The sequence below is a fragment of the Marinobacter salarius genome, assembly GCF_032922745.1.
Lineage (GTDB): Bacteria > Pseudomonadota > Gammaproteobacteria > Pseudomonadales > Oleiphilaceae > Marinobacter.
Genome location: NZ_CP136693.1, coordinates 3,296,890 through 3,314,392, shown reverse-complemented (window position 1 = coordinate 3,314,392; position 17,503 = coordinate 3,296,890). Strand labels below are relative to the sequence as shown.

Below are 17,503 nucleotides of genomic sequence, written 5' to 3'. Positions count from 1 at the left end.
CTTCCGACCCACTCGATACTGAGATCCAATGAAAGCTGAGATAACCCCCCAGGAATACGAGGCCTTTAAGACATTCCTGCAGGATGCGTGTGGAATTTTGCTCGGGGACAACAAGCAGTACCTGGTGAAAAGCCGGTTACGGCGGATCATGGAAGAGAACAAGTTGAGTACCCTGGGTGATCTGCTGGATCGCGTGAAGCGAACCGGTCGCAGCAGTTTGAAGGAAGTCGTGATCGATGCGATGACGACGAATGAGACACTTTGGTTCAGGGACAATCACCCGTTCCGCATCCTGCAGGAAAAGCTGCTGCCGGAGTTCGGCGACAGAAAATCAGCGCAGTCACTCCGTATCTGGTCGGCAGCCTGCTCGACAGGGCAGGAGCCCTATTCGGTAGCGATGATTATTGAAGAATTTCGTCGTCAGCGGCCGGGTAGGCTGCGGGATGTGAAGATCACCGCCACCGACATCTCCAAAAGCGTTCTTGAGGTTGCACGGCGCGGCGAGTACGAGATGATTGCCATTGGCCGGGGACTGTCGCCCGAGCGTCAGAAGCAGTTCTTCACTCCCGCGATGAACGGTAGCTGGCAAATCCGACCGCAGATCAAGAGCATGGTTGAGTTCCGGGAACTCAACCTGCTCGAACGCTACATGCTCGGAAAGTTTGATATCGTTATGTGCCGGAACGTACTGATCTATTTCTCGGCAGAGCTTAAAAAGGACATCCTGACCCGTATCCACGCCACTCTCAATCCCGGTGGTTACCTGATACTGGGAGCATCGGAATCGCTGAACGGGTTGCCTCATCTCTACGAAATGGTGCAGTGCCACCCAGGGATCATCTACCGCAAAAAATAGGCCCACCCAATGCCGATCAATGTATGGATACTGGTCGCTGCCCAGGCGCTTGCCATGTGTACAGCGCCTTTTATCGTTGTGCGCCAGGCATGGCGCGTAGCGCCTTGACGGGCGCTGTTCCGGTACAGGTGGTGCTGGCCGGATGACTTGGGGGTGCAAGTCCCCTGTGGACCCGGCAAGGGGAACCACTAGCCGGACGGCAAGGGTGTCCATCGTGAGATGGAATCTGAAGGAAGCCGCAGGCAAAGCACTGGCCTGACGAACAGAAATCGCATATGAGGCGGTCACACCGGGTAAGGCGTCAACTATCGTCAAAGCCCTGTACTTGCACGGAAGGTGTGGACGTAAATGCGGCGGGCATAAGTGTGAAGGTCACGCGTCTTACCCTGGGAAGTCTGGTTCTCTGCCGCTGTGCTACTCACTTCGCGAGAGGTGGGGATGGGGAGCCAGAACTCAGCCGAGGCCATAGTAGGTGCGTCACCGCGTACGGAAGGGCCGAACATGGTTGGCCGTTAGTAGGCGATGAGTTCTCGTAGTGTGCTTATGAAGACAGAAGCGACCCGGATGGGGCAGGGCATTCAGGAAGGCGCTGGACGGTATCCGGCAGAGACTGAAGTCCGTGTCGAGGCAGACGCGGGGGCTCACTCGTGGACGAACGCGGAGCCGAACACGCTGATGGAACAGGTGCTTGAGCGCCCGAACCTGATGCGTGCGTATCAGCGGGTGGTATCCAATAAGGGTGCCGCCGGTGTCGATCAGATGCCGGTGATGGCCCTGAAGGGCCACCTGCAACAGCATTGGCCAACGCTGCGCGAGCGGCTGTTGGCCGGAGACTACCATCCTCAACCGGTCCGCCGGGTCAGTATCCCCAAGCCGCAAGGCGGGGAGCGGACACTGGGTATCCCAACGGTGCAGGACCGCCTGATCCAACAAGCCCTTCACCAGGTGCTGAGCCCGACGCTGGAACCGACCTTCTCGGATCACAGCTATGGGTTCCGCCCCGGTCGAAGTGCCCACCAGGCGGTCAAGGCGATGCAGCAACACATCAACGACGGCCACCGCTGGGTGGTCGATCTGGATCTGGCCCAGTTCTTTGACCGGGTCAACCACGATGTGCTGATGAGCCTGCTGGCTTGTCGCATAGCCGACCGGCGGATACTCACCCTGATCCGGCGTTACCTGCAAGCCGGCATGCTCGAAGGAGGACTGGTCAGCCCGAGACGGGAAGGCACGCCGCAAGGCGGCCCCCTGTCGCCCTTGCTCTCTAACGTGCTCCTGACCGAACTGGATCGGGAGCTGGAGCGGCGGGGACACCGGTTCTGCCGCTATGCGGACGACTGCAACATTTACGTCAGCAGCAAAAGATCCGGCGAACGGGTGATGGCCAGTATTACCCACTTCCTGGAAACGCGCTTGCGCCTGAAGGTGAATACGGTGAAAAGCGCCGTGGACCGCCCCTGGCGTCGGAGCTTTCTGGGTTACAGCGTGAGCTGGCATAAACGTCAGGTCCGGTTGAGAGTCGCGCCCAAAAGCCTGAAGGCCTTCATGGCCAAGCTTCGCCCCCTGCTGAAACGGTCACGGGGACAGTCGTTGACGACCACCATCCGGAACCTGAACCCGGTGCTGAGAGGCTGGGCAAATTACTATCGCCTGACCGCCTCGAAGCGTTCGGTCGAAGCCCTGGATGGCTGGATAAGACGGCGGCTTCGCCTGATCCTGTGGCAGCAGTGGAAGCGGACCCGCACGCGGGCCCGCAACCTGGTACGGCTAGGCTTGACTGAGATAAGGGCTTGGAGGAGCGCGACCAATGGTCGTGGACCCTGGTGGAACAGTGGCGCGACTCATATGAACGCGGCCCTGCCTAAGAGGGTATTCGACCGTCTGTCTCTGGTAAGCTTGCTGGATACGATGACTCGGCTTCAGAGCCGACCATGAACCGCCGTGGTACGGAACCGTATGCCCGGTGGTGTGAGAGGACGGGGGAGGTAACTCCCCCTCCTACTCGATTTTATCGGAAGCATTCACGGACGTCTTCTGGCGCCATCGCCTGAGTGGGCAACCCTGCCCGTGGGCCTTGTGGTTGTAGGAACGGTCCTGGCTATTAAGCCTGCTACGTGGATGATGGAGCGCCTGGGGCGCAAGCCGGTTATGTTGCTTGGCGCGCTGGCGGGTACCGTGTCCGGGTTGCTCGGTGCGCTGGCAGCCTGGAATGCAAGTTTCCCGTTCTTGTGCGCTGCGGCGGTTGTGGGCGGAACCGGGCTGGCGGTGGTTCACCAATACCGCTTTGCGGCCATGGAATCGGTGGCGCCCGGGATGGCTGGCTCCGCCGCAGCCAGGGTACTCCTCGGTGGTCTTGTAGCGGCGTGGCTGGGGCCGGAAATTGCGCTTGTCGGTGGTGGAGGTCAAGCCGAATACCCTTTCATGGGCGGTTGGCTTGCACTGAGTGTCGTGCAGGTGCTTGCCATGGTCGTACTGGTTTTCGGGTACCGCGCCAGCGGGGAGCGAGTCCGGGAAGCCTTGGGGGAGGGCGGTCGCCCGATGACCGACATCCTGAGGCAACCGGTCATATGGGCGGCGATCAGTGCCGCCGCCATCGGTTATGCCCTCATGAGTTTTATCATGACGGCAACACCGCTGAGTATGACAGAAGTGGCCGATCACCCGCTTGAAGATGCCAAGTGGGTCATTCAGATTCATATCATGGCTATGTATCTGCCGTCGCTGGTCAGTGGCTGGTTAATTCGTGTGGTGGGTATTCCGAGGATGATGGGGCTGGGATTGCTGGCCTATCTGGGGTGTGTGGCCCTGGCGTTCAGCGGTATCAGCTTTCACCATTACCTGTTTGCACTCATCCTGTTGGGGGTTGGCTGGAACTTCCTGTTTGTCGGTGGCACCACGCTGTTGCCGCAGGGATATCGCGATGAGGAGCGGTTCCGTGTTCAGGGGCTCAACGACCTGATGGTATTCGGCTCGCAGGCGACAGCTGCACTGAGTGCTGGTGCGGTATTGGCGGCGTTTGACTGGAATGGACTGTTGCTGATTGCCATACCGTTCCTGGTGTTACACGGTGTCTTGATGGCCGTTTGGCTGATGAGCCGGCCCCAGGACAGGGGCCGGCATCCCGCTTGATTGGTTATACCAGGTTGTAGACGAACACGACGGCGACAGCAACGGGTGTGAAGTAACGCAGGACGCGATACCAGACCGAGAATGTGCCCGGTGACATGCCCAGTTCGCTTTCCAGCGCCTGTCGAGACATTGTCCAGCCAACAAACACGGCGACCAGCAATCCACCCAGGGGCAGCAGGATATTTGCGGTCAGGAAGTCCAGAAGATCGAAGATGGTTTTGCCTTCGAACATCGCAAACATGCCCAGCGGTGTCACGTCCGACCACAGGTTCAGTGAAAGCACGGAGGCCACACCCAGTAACCAGCAGACGATGCCTGCTCCGACGGTGCTCACCGTACGGTTCAACCCCTTCTGTTCCTCAAGCCATTCGACAATGGGCTCCAGCAGCGAAATGCCGGATGTCCAGGCGGCAAAGATCAGCAACACGAAGAACAGCGTACCGAAGAGGCTGCCCATAGGCATTTGCCCGAATGCCAGTGGCAGGGTTTGGAAAATCAGGCCGGGACCGGCGCCTGGCTCAAGGCCATTGGCAAATACGATTGGGAAGATAGCCAACCCGGCCAGTAAGGCCACGGCGGTATCCATGATAGAGACGGTCACGGAGGTTTTGGCGATGGAGATGTTTTTTGGCAGATAGGAGCCGTAGGCCATCATGACGCCCATGCCGAGGCTGAGCGTGAAGAAAGCGTGGCCCAGGGCAACCAAGACGCCCGAAGTGGTGAGCTTCGAGAAGTCGGGCTGGAACAGGAAGGCGACGGCCTGGCCAAAGTGGCCAGTGGTCATCGCATAGCCCACGACAATCAGCAGGAGCACGAACAGGGCCGGCATCAGAATGCTGACAGCGCGCTCAAGCCCGGAACGTACGCCTCGTGCGACCACGACCATCACCAACGCCATGAACAGGGTATGCCACAGAAGCAGCTTGATGGGATCGCCCAACAGGCCGGAGAAAATGGCGCCTATGGACTCAGCCGACTGGCCCGCCAACTGGCCGGTGGCGGCGGTGCCCACATAGGAAATCGCCCATCCGCCGATCACCGAATAGAAAGAGAGGATCAGGAACCCCGCCAGGACCCCGACGGCCGCCACCCAACGCCAGGCCGGTTTCAGGCCTTCCTGGCTGGTTATGGCCCGCATGCTGTTAACGGGGCTGTGACCGCCACGGCGACCGACTAATACCTCGGCCATCATAATGGGTAGGCCCACCGCCGCAATGCACAGCAGGTATACCAGGACGAAGGCGCCACCGCCGTTTTCACCGGTGATGTAGGGGAATTTCCAGATATTACCCAGGCCCACTGCTGAGCCCGTCGCGGCAAGTATGAATGCCAGGCGCGAAGACCACAGCCCACGCTTGGCTGTCGCCTGGCCCATGGCACCGCCTTCAGCGGATGAAGAAGCATTACTCATTGTATTCTCCTGCTTACTGTTTTTGTTTTCGGGGGAGTGAGTGGCGGCGTTAGCCACCATCAACGGGATTTATGCCGGAATCGCTCCTCTGCGAGTTGATCGGCGATCTGCCCGGTGGGCAGGCCATCGCGATCCGAGCGCTGGAAGATTTCCTCCAGGGTATTGGCTATGGAATCGACGTGTTTGCGAACGGCCTGGGGGTCGGGTCCCTTGCGCTCGTAACACACGTCGATAATGCCGCCAGCGTTGATTACAAAGTCTGGGGCATAGAGCACTCCACGTTCGAACAGGGCCTGGTCATGAGCCGGGGTGGCCAACTGATTGTTAGCGGCGCCGGCCACGATGGTGGCCTGTAGCTTACGAATGGAGTGATCATTCAGGACAGCGCCCATGGCACAGGGCGCAACCACGTCTACCGGCAGGTAGAGAATTTCGTCGGCGCTAGCCGGCGTCGCGCCCAGCTCGGCAACCGCCCGATCCATCTGGTCCTGGTGGACGTCGTAGACCCAGAGTTTCGCGCCAGCTTCTTTAAGGTGTCGAGCCAGGCGGTAACCAACGTTGCCGATGCCCTGAACCGCCACATTCAACCCCTCAAGGTCGCTACGGCCGAGCTTGTGCTTAACGGCAGCATTAATGCCCACAAAGGTGCCCCAGGCCGTGGCGGGAGAGGGATCACCGTTGCTGGGCCTGCCATCAAAACCCGGGCGTTCGCTGATGCCGGCCACATTGGACGTTTTACGGCCCATGACCTGGAGGTCGGCTACGCTGGTGCCCGAGTCCTCGGCAGCGATGTACAGTCCGCCAAGCTGTTCCAGGAAACGCCCCATGGATTCAAGCAGGGCTTCGGTTTTGTGCTGGCGTGGATCGCCGATGATGACGGACTTGCCACCGCCGAGGTCAAGGTTGGCCAGTGCCGACTTGTAAGTCATCCCCCGGGACAGGCGGAGAACGTCTGTCAGTGCTTCTTCGTCGCTGGCGTAGGGATACATGCGGCATCCGCCCAGCGCGGGTCCACGGGAGGTATTGTGTACGGCAATAATGGCGCGCAGCCCGGTCTCTGGATCGCAGCAAAACGTCAGATGTTCGTGGTGGTCGAATTCAGGATGCGTAAATACAGTCATTGTTTGGATTCCTTTTGCTCCGGGTGGTTCTTGCACAGGGATTCGCCCTTGTGACGGAGGCCGGCGGTAGATTGCGGGCGCTGCCGAAACTCAATCGCTATCGGGTGTTGGACGCGATTAACTGCCGGTCGGATTTGGTAGTTGTATGAGTTTGGATAGTCGTGAAAGATCCGGTCGGAGCGATCGGGATGCACAAAGCGTCAGAGAAAGGAAAGGAGCTGTAGGGTGTTGCAGGGTGTGGGCGCATGGGCCCATGCACAGGGACTGATTTACCAGTGACATGCTGAAATCCTCTTCCACCAGGCCGGATCACGGCTTCCGTGGTCATTTTATTGTTATGCCCCGGCAGATAGGCCGGTTGGCATGATTTCATGTGTCGATACCCTTTTGGGGTTCAACGAGAGAAGACTAGATAGCTTTTACATCGTCGTCAATGGTTGAAATTCATGCATTTTTTGGTGATTTTGAAAATTCCAGCGGTAACAGGTAGATAGATCTACTTTACGTAAACGTAAATATTTTTTAGAGCTCAGATCGGCTGGCCGGCTCGTTATACAGGAAGGTGGCCGGTTTTTACCCAGATGACCGTTTCTTCGTCGACAAAAGGGTGATGCTGGCTCATATGGGGGCTTCGTATCCAGGTGCCTGCAGGGTAACGTCCGTTTTCGTCGCAGAACTCGCCTGACAGCACCAATATCTCTTCGCCTCCGAAATGTCGGTGGGGCTGGAATTTCTCGTTTGCGGGCCATTTCACCAGCGCCACGTGTTCGTGTTCGAACTCGTGCAATGGCATTACTTTCAAGCCACCGATACCAGGCAACCAGTCAGCGGTGCTGGTGTCGATGCGCACAGTCGCTGTGTCACGCTCATCGAATTGATGGAGCTTCACAAGCAATACGCAGCCTTCTTTGCTGAATGGCGCGTGGCCACTGCCGGGAGGATTCCGGAGGTAGGTGCCTTTACCGTAATCCCCGGTTTCGTCGGAAAACACTCCTTCAAGTACCAGGATTTCCTCGCCCAGGGGATGTTCATGCCGGTTGAAGCTGGCGCCGGGCTCATAGCGCACGATGCTCGTGGCGTGGCCACGTTCGGCCTCTTCACGGGCGAGGGGTTTACGAAGTACGCCGCCAGCCGGGCTGGGGATCCATTCCCGGTCACCGGCCTGAATGACGACTTTCTGGCTGAAGTCCATGTTGAGCATGGCGATCTCCGGTTATGTCATTTGACCGTCAGTACGACGACTGCCCGGTGCCGGACTTATCCGTTTCCGGTGACGCTATCTGATTAACCGCTGAACGTCCCGGAAGCGCGGATGTTCGCTGTGTTGCATCCACTCAAAGGCGACCATTTCAACGGTCACAATGGTGGCGCCGGCTTTGTGCAGGCGTTCGAGGGCCGCGTCACGATCATTGTCATGGCGCGAGCCGGTGGCGTTCTCGACCACCCACACGCCGAAACCAGCCGCCAGAAGCGAAAGGGCGGTTTGCAGCAGGCACACATGGGCTTCACAGCCACCGATAATGATCTGCTTGCGATCATTGGGGATGGCCTTCAGCAGGCCGCCGCCACAGGCGTCAAAGTGGATCTTGGTGACCGTCTGATCGGCAAGGGCGGCTACTTCATCGGCATTGTGGCCCAACTTTTCGGGAATCTGCTCGGTGACAATCACCGGCACCTCCATGAGCCGGGCAATTTGAGCCAGCTTCACGGATTCCGACAGCACCGATTCGCCATGATTAATGACTGGCATCAGCTTTTTCTGAAGGTCGATCAGAACCAGTGTTGATTGTTCCGCGCTCATCAGCATAAACGTTTCCTCCCTGCGGGCGGGTTCTTGTTTAATCCCAGTATTGCACAAAGCCCTGGCTGGTTCTCGCCCCGAATACACTGGCAGTGTGTCGATCATGGGCCGACGTCGACCAAGAAGTGAGTGGGAGAAACGATTTTTAAATTGGAGTTGCCAAACCGGAACAAAACCATTAGAGTTTGCGCCCTCAAATGAGCGACGACGTTGCTGATTTCGAACGGTTTATTTAAAGAGTATTGGAGAGGTGGCCGAGTGGCTGAAGGCGCACGCCTGGAAAGTGTGTATACGTTAATAGCGTATCGAGGGTTCGAATCCCTCCCTCTCCGCCAATACCAGACCCCAGCAGAAATGCTGGGGTTTTTTATTGGTAAACTGGAAAGTGGGAGCTCAGGCCACCCCCATTGTCCGCAACACAAATACCCCAGCGGTAACGGTCACGCTGGCCATCAACGTGGTCAGCGCCACGATATTGGCTGCCAGGCGGTCGTTGCCGCCCAGCGCCTTGACCATGACAAAACTGGCCGCTGCTGTCGGGCTGGCGAAGAACAGGAACATCAGCCCAAGTTCCCGCCCTTCAAACCCGGCCAGCCAGGCCGCGAATGTACACAATACCGGTAACGTCACCATCTTCATCACACTTGCACTGATCGCGAGCTTGCGATCATTACGCATGGCGCTCAAGGACAGCGTTCCGCCAATGCAAATCAGCGCCAGGGGCAAGGTAAGTGACGCGAAATAGTCGCCGCTGGTCATTAGCCAGTTCGGCAGTTGCAGCCCGGACCAGGCAAAGGGAACCGCGACTACGACGGCCAGGATGAGAGGGTTGCGCCCGATGTCCCCGAGGATGCGTCCCCAACTGGTCGCCTGGCTCGGCTGATAGGCCGTCAGGACGACCACAGAAAGTGCGTTGTAGGAAATAATGACCACGCCCAGCAGGAGGCCCCCGGCTGAAAGGCCGAAGTCGCCATAGAGGCTGGCCGCTAGGGCGAGGCCCACGATACCGCAGTTGCCTCTGAAAGCGCCCTGGACATACACACCCCGGTCAATCGTTGGTGCGGCACGCATGGCCCAAAGCCAGCAGAAGACAAAGCTGGCCAGGGTTGCGGCTACGAAGAATCCCAGCAGTGCAGGGTTGAGGGTAGTATCAAGGTCTGCGCGTACAATACTGAGGAATACCAGTGTTGGTAGAGTGGCGCGGAAGACCAGCGCCGATGCCGTGTTGATAAAGTTGGTATCGATCCAGCCGAGGCGCCTGAGACCAAGGCCGATAAACACCATGGCGAATACCGGCAGCGTGGTCTCCAGGGTATGAAGGAATGTTCCGAGTAGTGTCATTCAACCGGTGGTTACCGAACTCCAAAGTTTGTGAAATCACCGGTTGCAGAGTCTTCGGTGGCATTGATCTTGTCGACGATTGCGGAGGGAGGGCCGTCACGACACCACTGTCTAAGTGAAACCAGTGACGCCGGTGGGCCCTCTGCAACGATTTCTACGCGGCCATCCGGCAGGTTTCTGGCGTAGCCGGTGACACCCAGGCTGTTTGCCATGTCGGCCGCGGAGGCGCGATAGCAGACCCCCTGAACCTTGCCGCTGATCAGCATCGTGAGTCTCTGGTGGCTCATTGCGTGATCCCTCCTGAATCGAGTAGCTGTTTACAGTTTACGCCATACCAGCAGTCGATTGTTGGCAGGCATATCGAAATCGCTTTCAAGCCCGAACCGAACTCGCCCTGCCAGTTCCAGCATGTCATCCATATTACGGATGCCCATATGGGAGGCCTGGCTCCGCAGGTGGTGATCAAACAGGCGATTGCTGTCGCTGGTAAATTGCCCTTCGTAGTTAAACGGACCATAGAGGCAGAACAGGCCGCCCGCAATGAGGCGCTTGGCCAGCCCCGCAAACATTGCCTCTACCTCTTCCCACGACATGATGTGAGCCGTGTTGGCGGAATAGGCGCCATCGATGGTGTCTACCGGCCAGCTTCCCAGGGAAACATCCAATTCAAGTGGTGGACGGATATTGGCAAGCGCGGCCTCCTGGATCCAGCCCAGGGAATGGCCAGCACCTCCAGGCCGATCACTGGGTTGCCACGTCAAGTGGGAGAGCTCTGCTGCGAAATAAACGGCGTGCTGCCCCGTTCCCGTGCCGATCTCCAATATGGTGGCCGGCTCGGTGAACACCGCTTTAATGCGTTCCAGTATGGGTTGCCTGTTGTTCTGACAGGCCTGTGAAAAGGGCTTGCTGTGGACCATCGTTTACGCCTGTTCGGGTTCCGTAATAATCCAAAGGATATCGTGCAGGAGGCTATGGGTAAAAGAATGAGGGTAGGGGATTTCCCGCGTGTCGGACATTCGGTAATGGTCTATTTAGATGCATTGCGACTTAAAAATAGCGTTTTTGACGACATAAAAATGTCATAAAACAGGCATAAGCTCCATTGGACGATACCCCCAGTGGAGATACCATGCTCAGAACTGTCCGCAGCCGTATTCTGTTCTTTTCCTTTCTTTCAGTGTTTGCTTTGGCCGCATTGGCGGTCCTGTCATGGAGCATTATGACTCGTGCGGAGTCTGCTTCAGAGGCATTGGTCCGGGAAAATCTTTCGGAGTCCTGGTTGCTGGAAGACCTTGAACAGGACCATCGCCGGCTGCAGGATCTTGCCTACAAGATCAAGGCACAGCTGATGCTCTGGGATGAAATCGATGTGGAATTTCAGGCTTTGACAGCGGCGTTGCCAGAGCACTGGCAATTTATCGAGGATAATGCCGGGCTGAGCGAGTGGGCGACGGAAAATCGAGCGTTGTTTGAGAGCGTGCTGGCGCTCATCGAATCCATGAGGCCCGGTATTGAAGGACGTAGCTACTATCGAGTAGGGCAAGTGGTGGATTTTGATCTGTTTCCTGCCCTCGGCCCCATGCTGGCGGCGATCAACAACCGTAAGGAAGCCAGTCGTACAACCATTGAAGTCAGTAGCCAGGACCTGCTGGCTTTCCTGGATGCCCAGAAAATCTGGCTGTTGGCGGGCTCTGCTGTATTCCTGATGTCTGTGGTCTTGATGACGCTCTGGCTTCGGCGTTCAGTGATTGGCCGTCTGCAGTTGCTGGAGTCCGGGCTGAGGGAAATGGACGAAACCTCGGATCTCTCCCGGCGTCCGGTTATTACCGGACATGATGAAGTGGCTGGTGTGACCCGCGCATTGGTAGGGTTGGTCAGCCGTTTTGAGCTCTTTATCGGAGAGGTGAGGACGGCTGCCCACAGCATCAATGACCGATCTGTGTCACTGGATTCCCAGGCCGAAGGCGTGCAGGCGTCGACTGACACCACCCGCCGACAAATCCATTATGTCAGCCAATCCATGGCGGCGATTGCCGGCCAGGCGTCGGCCATTGATTTAGCCACCGAGAATTCGGCCACTACGGTTCGAGACGCCGTGGCTGCCAATGCGGTCGTTCAGGAAGGGCTCAGAAACAGTGAACAGGCTGCTGAACACACCGTGGAGGTGATTGGTCGGGTTTCCCTTTCCATACAGGCATTGAGTGAGTCCTCGGGTAAGATTGAGAGCGTGATCGGCGTGATTGCCGATATCGCGGAGCAGACCAATTTGCTGGCCCTGAATGCAGCGATTGAAGCGGCCCGTGCCGGCGAACACGGTCGGGGATTTGCCGTGGTGGCAGACGAAGTGCGCACCCTGTCGAAGCGTACGTCCGATTCGACCAGAGAAATCCGCCAGTGGGTGACCGACCTGGTAACCGGGGTTTCCGGCGTCGAGGGCCTGCTGGATGAAATGCGGGACGCTGGAGGCATGAACCGACGGAACCTTGATGCGCTGAAAAATCACCTGGAGCGGCTGGGGAACCAGTTTACGGAGTTGGAAAACCGCAGTGCTGAAATTGGGGACGCGGTTGCCGTTCAGAGGGAGGAGATTGATCGCGTCGGGCGACGGTCCAGAGCGCTTGATGACAGTTCAGGCTCTTTGATTACCAGCGTTGATAATACCCGCCAGATCAGCGAATACCTGCGACAGGAATCGGTCACCATGCGTCAACTGATCTCACGATTTAAGGCGGCCTGATCCCTCGGCCAATGCTCAGTAGTGACAAAAAAGGCCCGTAATCGGTCTTCTACAGCCCCGTAAAACCCATTACCATGGCCGCTTTGAGGTGGAATCGAACATGACCGACGAAGCAGGCCAGGAGCCCCAGCCGGACCCGCGTGAAGAAAAATTCGTAGTGGATGTGGAGTTGCTTTCAGAGGACCAGCTTGATGGGCTGGTTGACGAATACTGCACGCGGTACCACGGGCTGAACGACACCGAGAACCCGATGGCAGAGCGCGAGCGGGTAAAATCGGCGGTTCGGCGACGGGATCTGGTGGTCTGGTTCGACCCGGTAGAGAACACCGCAGGCTTGGGATTGGCGCGCTGATAGTTGCTTCCTGAGCAGTGGGTCCCGGTATTGATGGATGCACCTACCGTCGGGAACCCTTAACCGGTACAATTCGTAAATTCCCATAAAAGCCGCGTGCGAGGTGAGTTTTGATCAGGGTATTGGTTGTAGACGACCATGAACTGGTCAGGTCCGGTATTACCCGGATGCTGGCGGACAACCCCGATATTGAAGTCATCGGCGAAGCATCTTCAGGCGAGGATGCCATTGATTCTGTGCGTAAAGACAGCCCGGACATCGTGTTGATGGACATCCGTATGCCCGGTATTGGGGGGTTGGAAGCGACACGGCGCATCCTGCGCATTGACGATGCGGTGCGGGTGATCGTGGTAACTGCCTGTGCGGATGACCCTTATCCCACCAGGGTGATGCAGGCCGGCGCATCGGCCTATATCACCAAGGGCGCCGATATCAAGGAAATGGTTCGCGCCATCCGCATGGCGCACTCCGGGCAGCGGTACATCAGCCCGGAAATTGCCCAGAAAATGGCGCTCAAGCAGCTTGGTGGCGACGCTCGGGACGAAGACGGCGAGCTATCCCTGTTCGACCGGTTGTCCGAGCGGGAAATGCAGATTGCCATGATGGTGGTGGACTGTCAGAAAGTGCAGGACATCTCCGACAAGCTTTGCCTCAGCCCTAAAACCGTAAACAGTTACCGTTATCGCATTTTCGAGAAACTGGAAATTTCCAGTGACGTTGAGTTGGCGCTGATGGCGGTCAGGCTCGGGTTGCTCGATGCCGACAAGGTCTGACGCACCGGCTGATTCTGCCGAGGCAGGGAACAACAGGGAGTTCGACACCAAAAGCTTCCTGAAACAGTTGACCGAGCGGCCCGGCGTTTACCGCATGTACGACGCCGCTGGCAATGTGTTGTATGTGGGTAAGGCCCGCAACCTCAAGAAACGGGTGACCAGCTACTTCCGCAAATCCGGCCTGGCGCCCAAGACCGAAGCCCTGGTCTCCCGAATTGACTCCATCGAAGTCACCATCACCAGCAGTGAAACCGAAGCGCTGCTGCTTGAACAGAACCTGATCAAATCCCTGCGGCCGCCTTACAATATCCTGCTGCGGGATGATAAATCCTATCCCTATATCTACCTTTCCTCACACGACGATTATCCCTCCCTGACGTTTCGCAGGGGGCGCACGAAGAAAGGCGGCGGTACCTGGTATGGACCATTTCCGAGCTCTGGAGCGGTCAAGGAAAGTCTTAATATTCTACAAAAGATTTTCCGTATAAGATCTTGTAGTGAAGCCTATTTCCGAAACAGAACCCGACCTTGCCTGCAGTATCAGATCAACCGTTGCACGGCACCCTGTGTCGACTATATTTCCCCCGAGGATTATCGCGAGGACATGCGCCACGCCACCATGTTCCTCGAAGGCAAGAACCCCGCGATCCTTCAGGATCTGATGGCGGCCATGGAAACCGCGGCGAAGAATCTGGAATTTGAGAAAGCCGGTGTCTACCGCGACCAGATAAACCATCTGCGGCACGTTCAGGAGCAGCAAAGCGTGGACGGCGAAGGGGGCGATGCCGACGTGGTGGCCATTGCTCAAGATGCCGGTGTGGTGTGCATCGTGGTGATCATCGTGCGTGGTGGTCGTGTGCTCGGTACCAAGGATTATTTTCCGCGATACAGCATTGAGCAGTCGGAAGCTGAGTTGTTAAGTGCTTTCCTTGGGCAGTATTATTTCGGCGGTAGCACCCGCCGGGAAATTCCACCGGACATTCTGGTGCCGGTGGACGTCGACGGGCAGGAACTGCTGTCCCAGGCGCTGACAGAATCCGCTGGCCGTGAGACCCGGGTACGCAAGAATGTGCGTGGAGAACGCCGACGCTGGCTGGATCTGGCCATGACCAACGCCAGGCAGACACTGCTGACCCACCTGGCCAGCAAGGAAACGGTCTATCTCCGCCTGCTGGCCCTGCGTGACCTGCTGGATCTGGCGGAAACGCCGTCACGCATGGAGTGCTTTGACATCAGTCATAGCCATGGTGAAAACACAGTCGCATCCTGCGTGGTTTTCGACGAGAATGGGCCGCTGAAAAGCGACTACCGGCTCTACAATATCGAGGGTGTCACTGGCGGCGATGACTACGGAGCCATGCGCCAGGTTCTGACGCGCCGATATAAACGCATGGTGGCAGGTGAGGGCAAACGCCCGGACCTGGTGTTCATCGACGGTGGTAAGGGCCAGTTGAACATTGCCCGGGAAGTGTTTGATGAGCTTGGTGTTACGGACATTCCGCTGATTGGTGTTGCCAAGGGTGTCACCCGGCGTGCGGGTATGGAACAGTTGATTGATGCCATAACAGGCGACCTCTATCGGGTTCCCGCAGACTCGCCGGCACTGCATCTGATCCAGCATATCCGTGACGAGTCGCACCGTTTCGCCATCACTGGCCATCGGGCCCGGCGTGACAAGAAACGCCGGCAATCCACCCTTGAGGGAATCGAAGGTGTAGGGCCCAAACGCCGCCGCGATCTGATACGTTATTTTGGCGGTATCCAGGAGCTACGCAAGGCGAGTATCGACGAAATGTCCAAGGTTCAGGGAATCAGCAGGAACCTGGCAGAAACCATCTACGCAGTACTGCATGACGAGTAGGGATAGCATGAATTTACCGAACATTCTCACCCTTTCCCGGATTCTGATGATCCCGGTTTTCGTGATTATCTACTACCTGCCGGCGCAATGGAGCTATCTGGTCAGTGCGGGCCTGTTTGGGCTGGCGGCGGCGACGGACTGGTTGGATGGTTACCTGGCCCGGAAACTGAATCAGAGCACACCTTTTGGTGCCTTCCTGGACCCCGTCGCGGACAAACTCATGGTAGCGGTAGCGTTGACCGTGCTGATTGAAGCCCACGCGAGTTTCATTCTGACGATTCCCGCCACGGTGATTATCGGTCGTGAGATCGTGATTTCAGCATTGCGGGAGTGGATGGCGGAAATTGGCAGCCGTGCGAGTGTCGCGGTGTCCTACATTGGCAAGATCAAGACGACGGCGCAGATGGTGGCCATTATCATGCTGCTGGCATTTCCTCCTGGTGTTGTCTGGGCCCAGGCCGGTACGGCCCTGCTGTACGTGGCAGCGGTACTGACGTTCTGGTCGATGATTCTCTATCTCAAGGCCGCCTGGCCGGACCTTTTTCCGGAAAAACACCAGGGTTAACGGGTTAGGGGCGCTGTTCGACCGTCCAGCGAATCACCTCGCGGGCCAGTGCGTTACTGGCCTCTCCAAATGCTTCCACGATTTCTTCAACTTGTTCCCCTGTCGCCGGATGCTGGTACTCAAAGCGTTTGCTGGCAAGGGTATTGCGGGTGCGCTCGTTAATGAGGTGCAGGTCCAGCCGTATCAGCGCTACCGGCATACCGTCCTGATACTCGCTCTGGAACGCATTTAGCTCTCCGGCTATGGTCAGATCGCTGCGTGCAGGACTGGTTCCAGTTAAAACGCCAGCAAAGCGGCCATCCCGGCGAAAGGCATCGACCAGTTGGTCCCGAACCAGGATGGGGGACTTGTTGCTCCAGCGCGCGCCCTGATAGGCCTTTATTTCGTTGCCCTCCGGTTTCACCAGAATACGCGAGCTATCAACAGGGCCTTCGGCCAAGGGCGTTACGAACCGAAGGGTTGTGCTGAATGGTTTGTTGTCAGTGATGGATTCCTCAACCGTGGAAGCCGGTAACTGAAATATTCGATTGGCCGGTCGATCCGGGAACAGAGTACAAGCGGGTAACGTGGCGGCAACGACCATGCAGAGCAGTGCCCGTGATGCAGTCAGTGTCATGGATTAAACTCCTGTATCGGCTCGCGGCCCAGCAGAAGGCCGGCCGGGTCGTCCTCCAGGCGGTGGATAAGGCTGTCCATGTTTTGCAGCGTTGATCTCAGTTCCCGCATGGCCGGCGCCAGTTCCCCGATACCCTGCATTCCCTGGTCCAGGGAGCCTTCGTTGCGGGCGGTGAGTGCTTCAAGTCGTGCGGTAGCGGTTTCCAGTGAGTTCATGGCGCTCTGGGCAGTGGCCATCAACTGGCGGCCTTCCTTGTCCAGCAAGCTGTTGGCTGTGCTGCCAAATTGACGGAAGGTTTTCAGCGTGGCCTCGGTTTGTACGCTGAGTTGATCGAAACTCGTCACCAGATTGCTCAGTTCGCTGCGTTGGTCCATCAACCCTGACGACACGGCCTCGATGTTCTGGAGGCTGCGGGTGAGGTTTCGGGAGTTTTCCTTGGACACCATGGCATTTGCGTTGGTGAGGAACTGATCGAGCTTGGCAAACAGCTCCTCACTGGAAGCCATCAGGGTGGTAAAGGCCGAGGGTTCGGCCTGGATGGTCGGTGGGGATTCACGGCTGCCAGTCAGCTTTTTGCTCCCAGGGGTGCCGCCCTTCAGTTCGATGTTCATGCTGCCGGTAATGTTCGTCAACGCCAGGCCAGCCCGAGTGTCTTCCTTGATGGGCACATCGTCGTAGACCCGAATGAGTACTCTGACGTTGCGCGGGTCACTTGGGTCGAGGCTTAGTTCGGCCACGTCGCCCACCTCAATGCCGCTGTATTTGACCGGGCTGCCCTCCGAGAGCCCGCTGACGCCCCGACCGAAAATGATTTCGTACCAGGCATAATCGCGGTCGTTGCCGGCCTGGCCTAGCCACAGGGCAAATGCGAGCGCACTGGCAAGCGCAACCAGCGTGAACAGCCCAATCAGGACGTGATGTGCTCTGGGTTCCATATCAG

17 protein-coding genes and 1 tRNA gene are annotated in these 17,503 nt (G+C 57.7%); 9 read left to right on the top strand and 9 right to left on the bottom strand.

The features are described 5' to 3' along the window. The first annotated feature begins 28 nt into the window (after nucleotides 1-28). The 3 genes from R1T46_RS15320 (at nucleotide 29) to R1T46_RS15310 (ending at nucleotide 3,985) form a co-directional block, all read left to right on the top strand. On the top strand, nucleotides 29-856 hold the full coding sequence (locus R1T46_RS15320) for a CheR family methyltransferase (RefSeq protein ID WP_091642094.1): 828 nt from the start codon (nucleotides 29-31) through the stop codon (nucleotides 854-856). 543 nt (nucleotides 857-1,399) lie between these two features. Beyond that, nucleotides 1,400-2,791 (top strand): group II intron reverse transcriptase/maturase, encoded by a 1,392-nt coding sequence (gene ltrA / locus R1T46_RS15315; protein WP_127401912.1) that lies wholly within the window; start codon nucleotides 1,400-1,402, stop codon nucleotides 2,789-2,791. Nucleotides 2,792-2,866: 75 nt separating this feature from the next. Next, nucleotides 2,867-3,985 carry an MFS transporter gene (locus tag R1T46_RS15310; RefSeq protein ID WP_317308320.1) on the top strand — a complete coding sequence of 373 codons (1,119 nt, stop codon included), beginning with the start codon at nucleotides 2,867-2,869 and terminating at the stop codon, nucleotides 3,983-3,985. 4 nt (nucleotides 3,986-3,989) lie between these two features. On the opposite strand, the gene R1T46_RS15305 is transcribed toward R1T46_RS15310, so the two are convergent. From R1T46_RS15305 to R1T46_RS15290, 4 genes are all read right to left on the bottom strand, one after another. Continuing rightward, a complete protein-coding gene (locus R1T46_RS15305; protein ID WP_091642099.1) occupies nucleotides 3,990-5,396 on the bottom strand; it encodes a sodium-dependent transporter in 1,407 nt (468 codons plus the stop codon). A gap of 59 nt (nucleotides 5,397-5,455) precedes the next feature. Then, nucleotides 5,456-6,517 carry a Glu/Leu/Phe/Val family dehydrogenase gene (locus tag R1T46_RS15300; RefSeq protein ID WP_292048238.1) on the bottom strand — a complete coding sequence of 354 codons (1,062 nt, stop codon included), beginning with the start codon at nucleotides 6,515-6,517 and terminating at the stop codon, nucleotides 5,456-5,458. A gap of 550 nt (nucleotides 6,518-7,067) precedes the next feature. Further along, nucleotides 7,068-7,718, bottom strand: coding sequence for a cupin domain-containing protein (locus R1T46_RS15295; protein WP_317306031.1), 651 nt, complete (start codon nucleotides 7,716-7,718; stop codon nucleotides 7,068-7,070). 75 nt (nucleotides 7,719-7,793) lie between these two features. Continuing rightward, the gene (locus R1T46_RS15290) at nucleotides 7,794-8,324 is read right to left on the bottom strand and encodes an isochorismatase family protein (protein WP_317306029.1); all 531 of its coding nucleotides are present in this window, start codon (nucleotides 8,322-8,324) and stop codon (nucleotides 7,794-7,796) included. A gap of 238 nt (nucleotides 8,325-8,562) precedes the next feature. Here R1T46_RS15290 and R1T46_RS15285 point away from each other — a divergent pair. Then, a tRNA-Ser gene (locus tag R1T46_RS15285) sits at nucleotides 8,563-8,653 on the top strand. A gap of 58 nt (nucleotides 8,654-8,711) precedes the next feature. Here R1T46_RS15285 and R1T46_RS15280 read toward each other — a convergent pair. The 3 genes from R1T46_RS15280 to R1T46_RS15270 are packed head-to-tail and all read right to left on the bottom strand — an operon-like array spanning nucleotide 8,712 to nucleotide 10,576. After that, nucleotides 8,712-9,659, bottom strand: coding sequence for an AEC family transporter (locus R1T46_RS15280; RefSeq protein ID WP_317306027.1), 948 nt, complete (start codon nucleotides 9,657-9,659; stop codon nucleotides 8,712-8,714). A gap of 11 nt (nucleotides 9,660-9,670) precedes the next feature. Further along, entirely contained in the window at nucleotides 9,671-9,946 is a 276-nt protein-coding gene (locus R1T46_RS15275; RefSeq protein WP_213479816.1) for an acylphosphatase, read from the bottom strand. Between the two features lie 30 nt (nucleotides 9,947-9,976). Further along, nucleotides 9,977-10,576: a DUF938 domain-containing protein gene (locus tag R1T46_RS15270; RefSeq protein ID WP_213479815.1), complete on the bottom strand. Its 600-nt coding sequence runs from the start codon at nucleotides 10,574-10,576 to the stop codon at nucleotides 9,977-9,979. 212 nt (nucleotides 10,577-10,788) lie between these two features. On the opposite strand from R1T46_RS15270, the gene R1T46_RS15265 reads away from it, so the two are divergent. The 5 genes from R1T46_RS15265 (at nucleotide 10,789) to pgsA (ending at nucleotide 15,947) form a co-directional block, all read left to right on the top strand. Further along, nucleotides 10,789-12,396, top strand: a complete 1,608-nt coding sequence (locus R1T46_RS15265) for a methyl-accepting chemotaxis protein (protein WP_317306025.1) — start codon at nucleotides 10,789-10,791, stop codon at nucleotides 12,394-12,396. A gap of 100 nt (nucleotides 12,397-12,496) precedes the next feature. Beyond that, the gene (locus R1T46_RS15260; protein ID WP_091642121.1) at nucleotides 12,497-12,748 is read left to right on the top strand and encodes a hypothetical protein; all 252 of its coding nucleotides are present in this window, start codon (nucleotides 12,497-12,499) and stop codon (nucleotides 12,746-12,748) included. A gap of 110 nt (nucleotides 12,749-12,858) precedes the next feature. After that, nucleotides 12,859-13,521: a UvrY/SirA/GacA family response regulator transcription factor gene (uvrY, locus tag R1T46_RS15255; RefSeq protein ID WP_091642124.1), complete on the top strand. Its 663-nt coding sequence runs from the start codon at nucleotides 12,859-12,861 to the stop codon at nucleotides 13,519-13,521. After that, nucleotides 13,505-15,382 (top strand): excinuclease ABC subunit UvrC, encoded by a 1,878-nt coding sequence (gene uvrC, locus R1T46_RS15250; protein WP_317306023.1) that lies wholly within the window; start codon nucleotides 13,505-13,507, stop codon nucleotides 15,380-15,382. Before uvrY ends, uvrC begins: the two co-directional genes overlap by 17 nt. Before the next feature lie 7 nt (nucleotides 15,383-15,389). Further along, nucleotides 15,390-15,947: a CDP-diacylglycerol--glycerol-3-phosphate 3-phosphatidyltransferase gene (gene pgsA, locus R1T46_RS15245; RefSeq protein WP_317306022.1), complete on the top strand. Its 558-nt coding sequence runs from the start codon at nucleotides 15,390-15,392 to the stop codon at nucleotides 15,945-15,947. 4 nt (nucleotides 15,948-15,951) lie between these two features. Here pgsA and R1T46_RS15240 read toward each other — a convergent pair whose 3' ends face one another. Together R1T46_RS15240 and R1T46_RS15235 are read right to left on the bottom strand one after the other, a co-directional pair. Continuing rightward, the gene (locus tag R1T46_RS15240; RefSeq protein WP_317306021.1) at nucleotides 15,952-16,563 is read right to left on the bottom strand and encodes an ABC-type transport auxiliary lipoprotein family protein; all 612 of its coding nucleotides are present in this window, start codon (nucleotides 16,561-16,563) and stop codon (nucleotides 15,952-15,954) included. Continuing rightward, the gene (locus R1T46_RS15235) at nucleotides 16,560-17,498 is read right to left on the bottom strand and encodes an MlaD family protein (RefSeq protein ID WP_317306020.1); all 939 of its coding nucleotides are present in this window, start codon (nucleotides 17,496-17,498) and stop codon (nucleotides 16,560-16,562) included. The genes R1T46_RS15240 and R1T46_RS15235 overlap by 4 nt, the downstream gene beginning before the upstream one ends. Nucleotides 17,499-17,503: the final 5 nt, after the last annotated feature.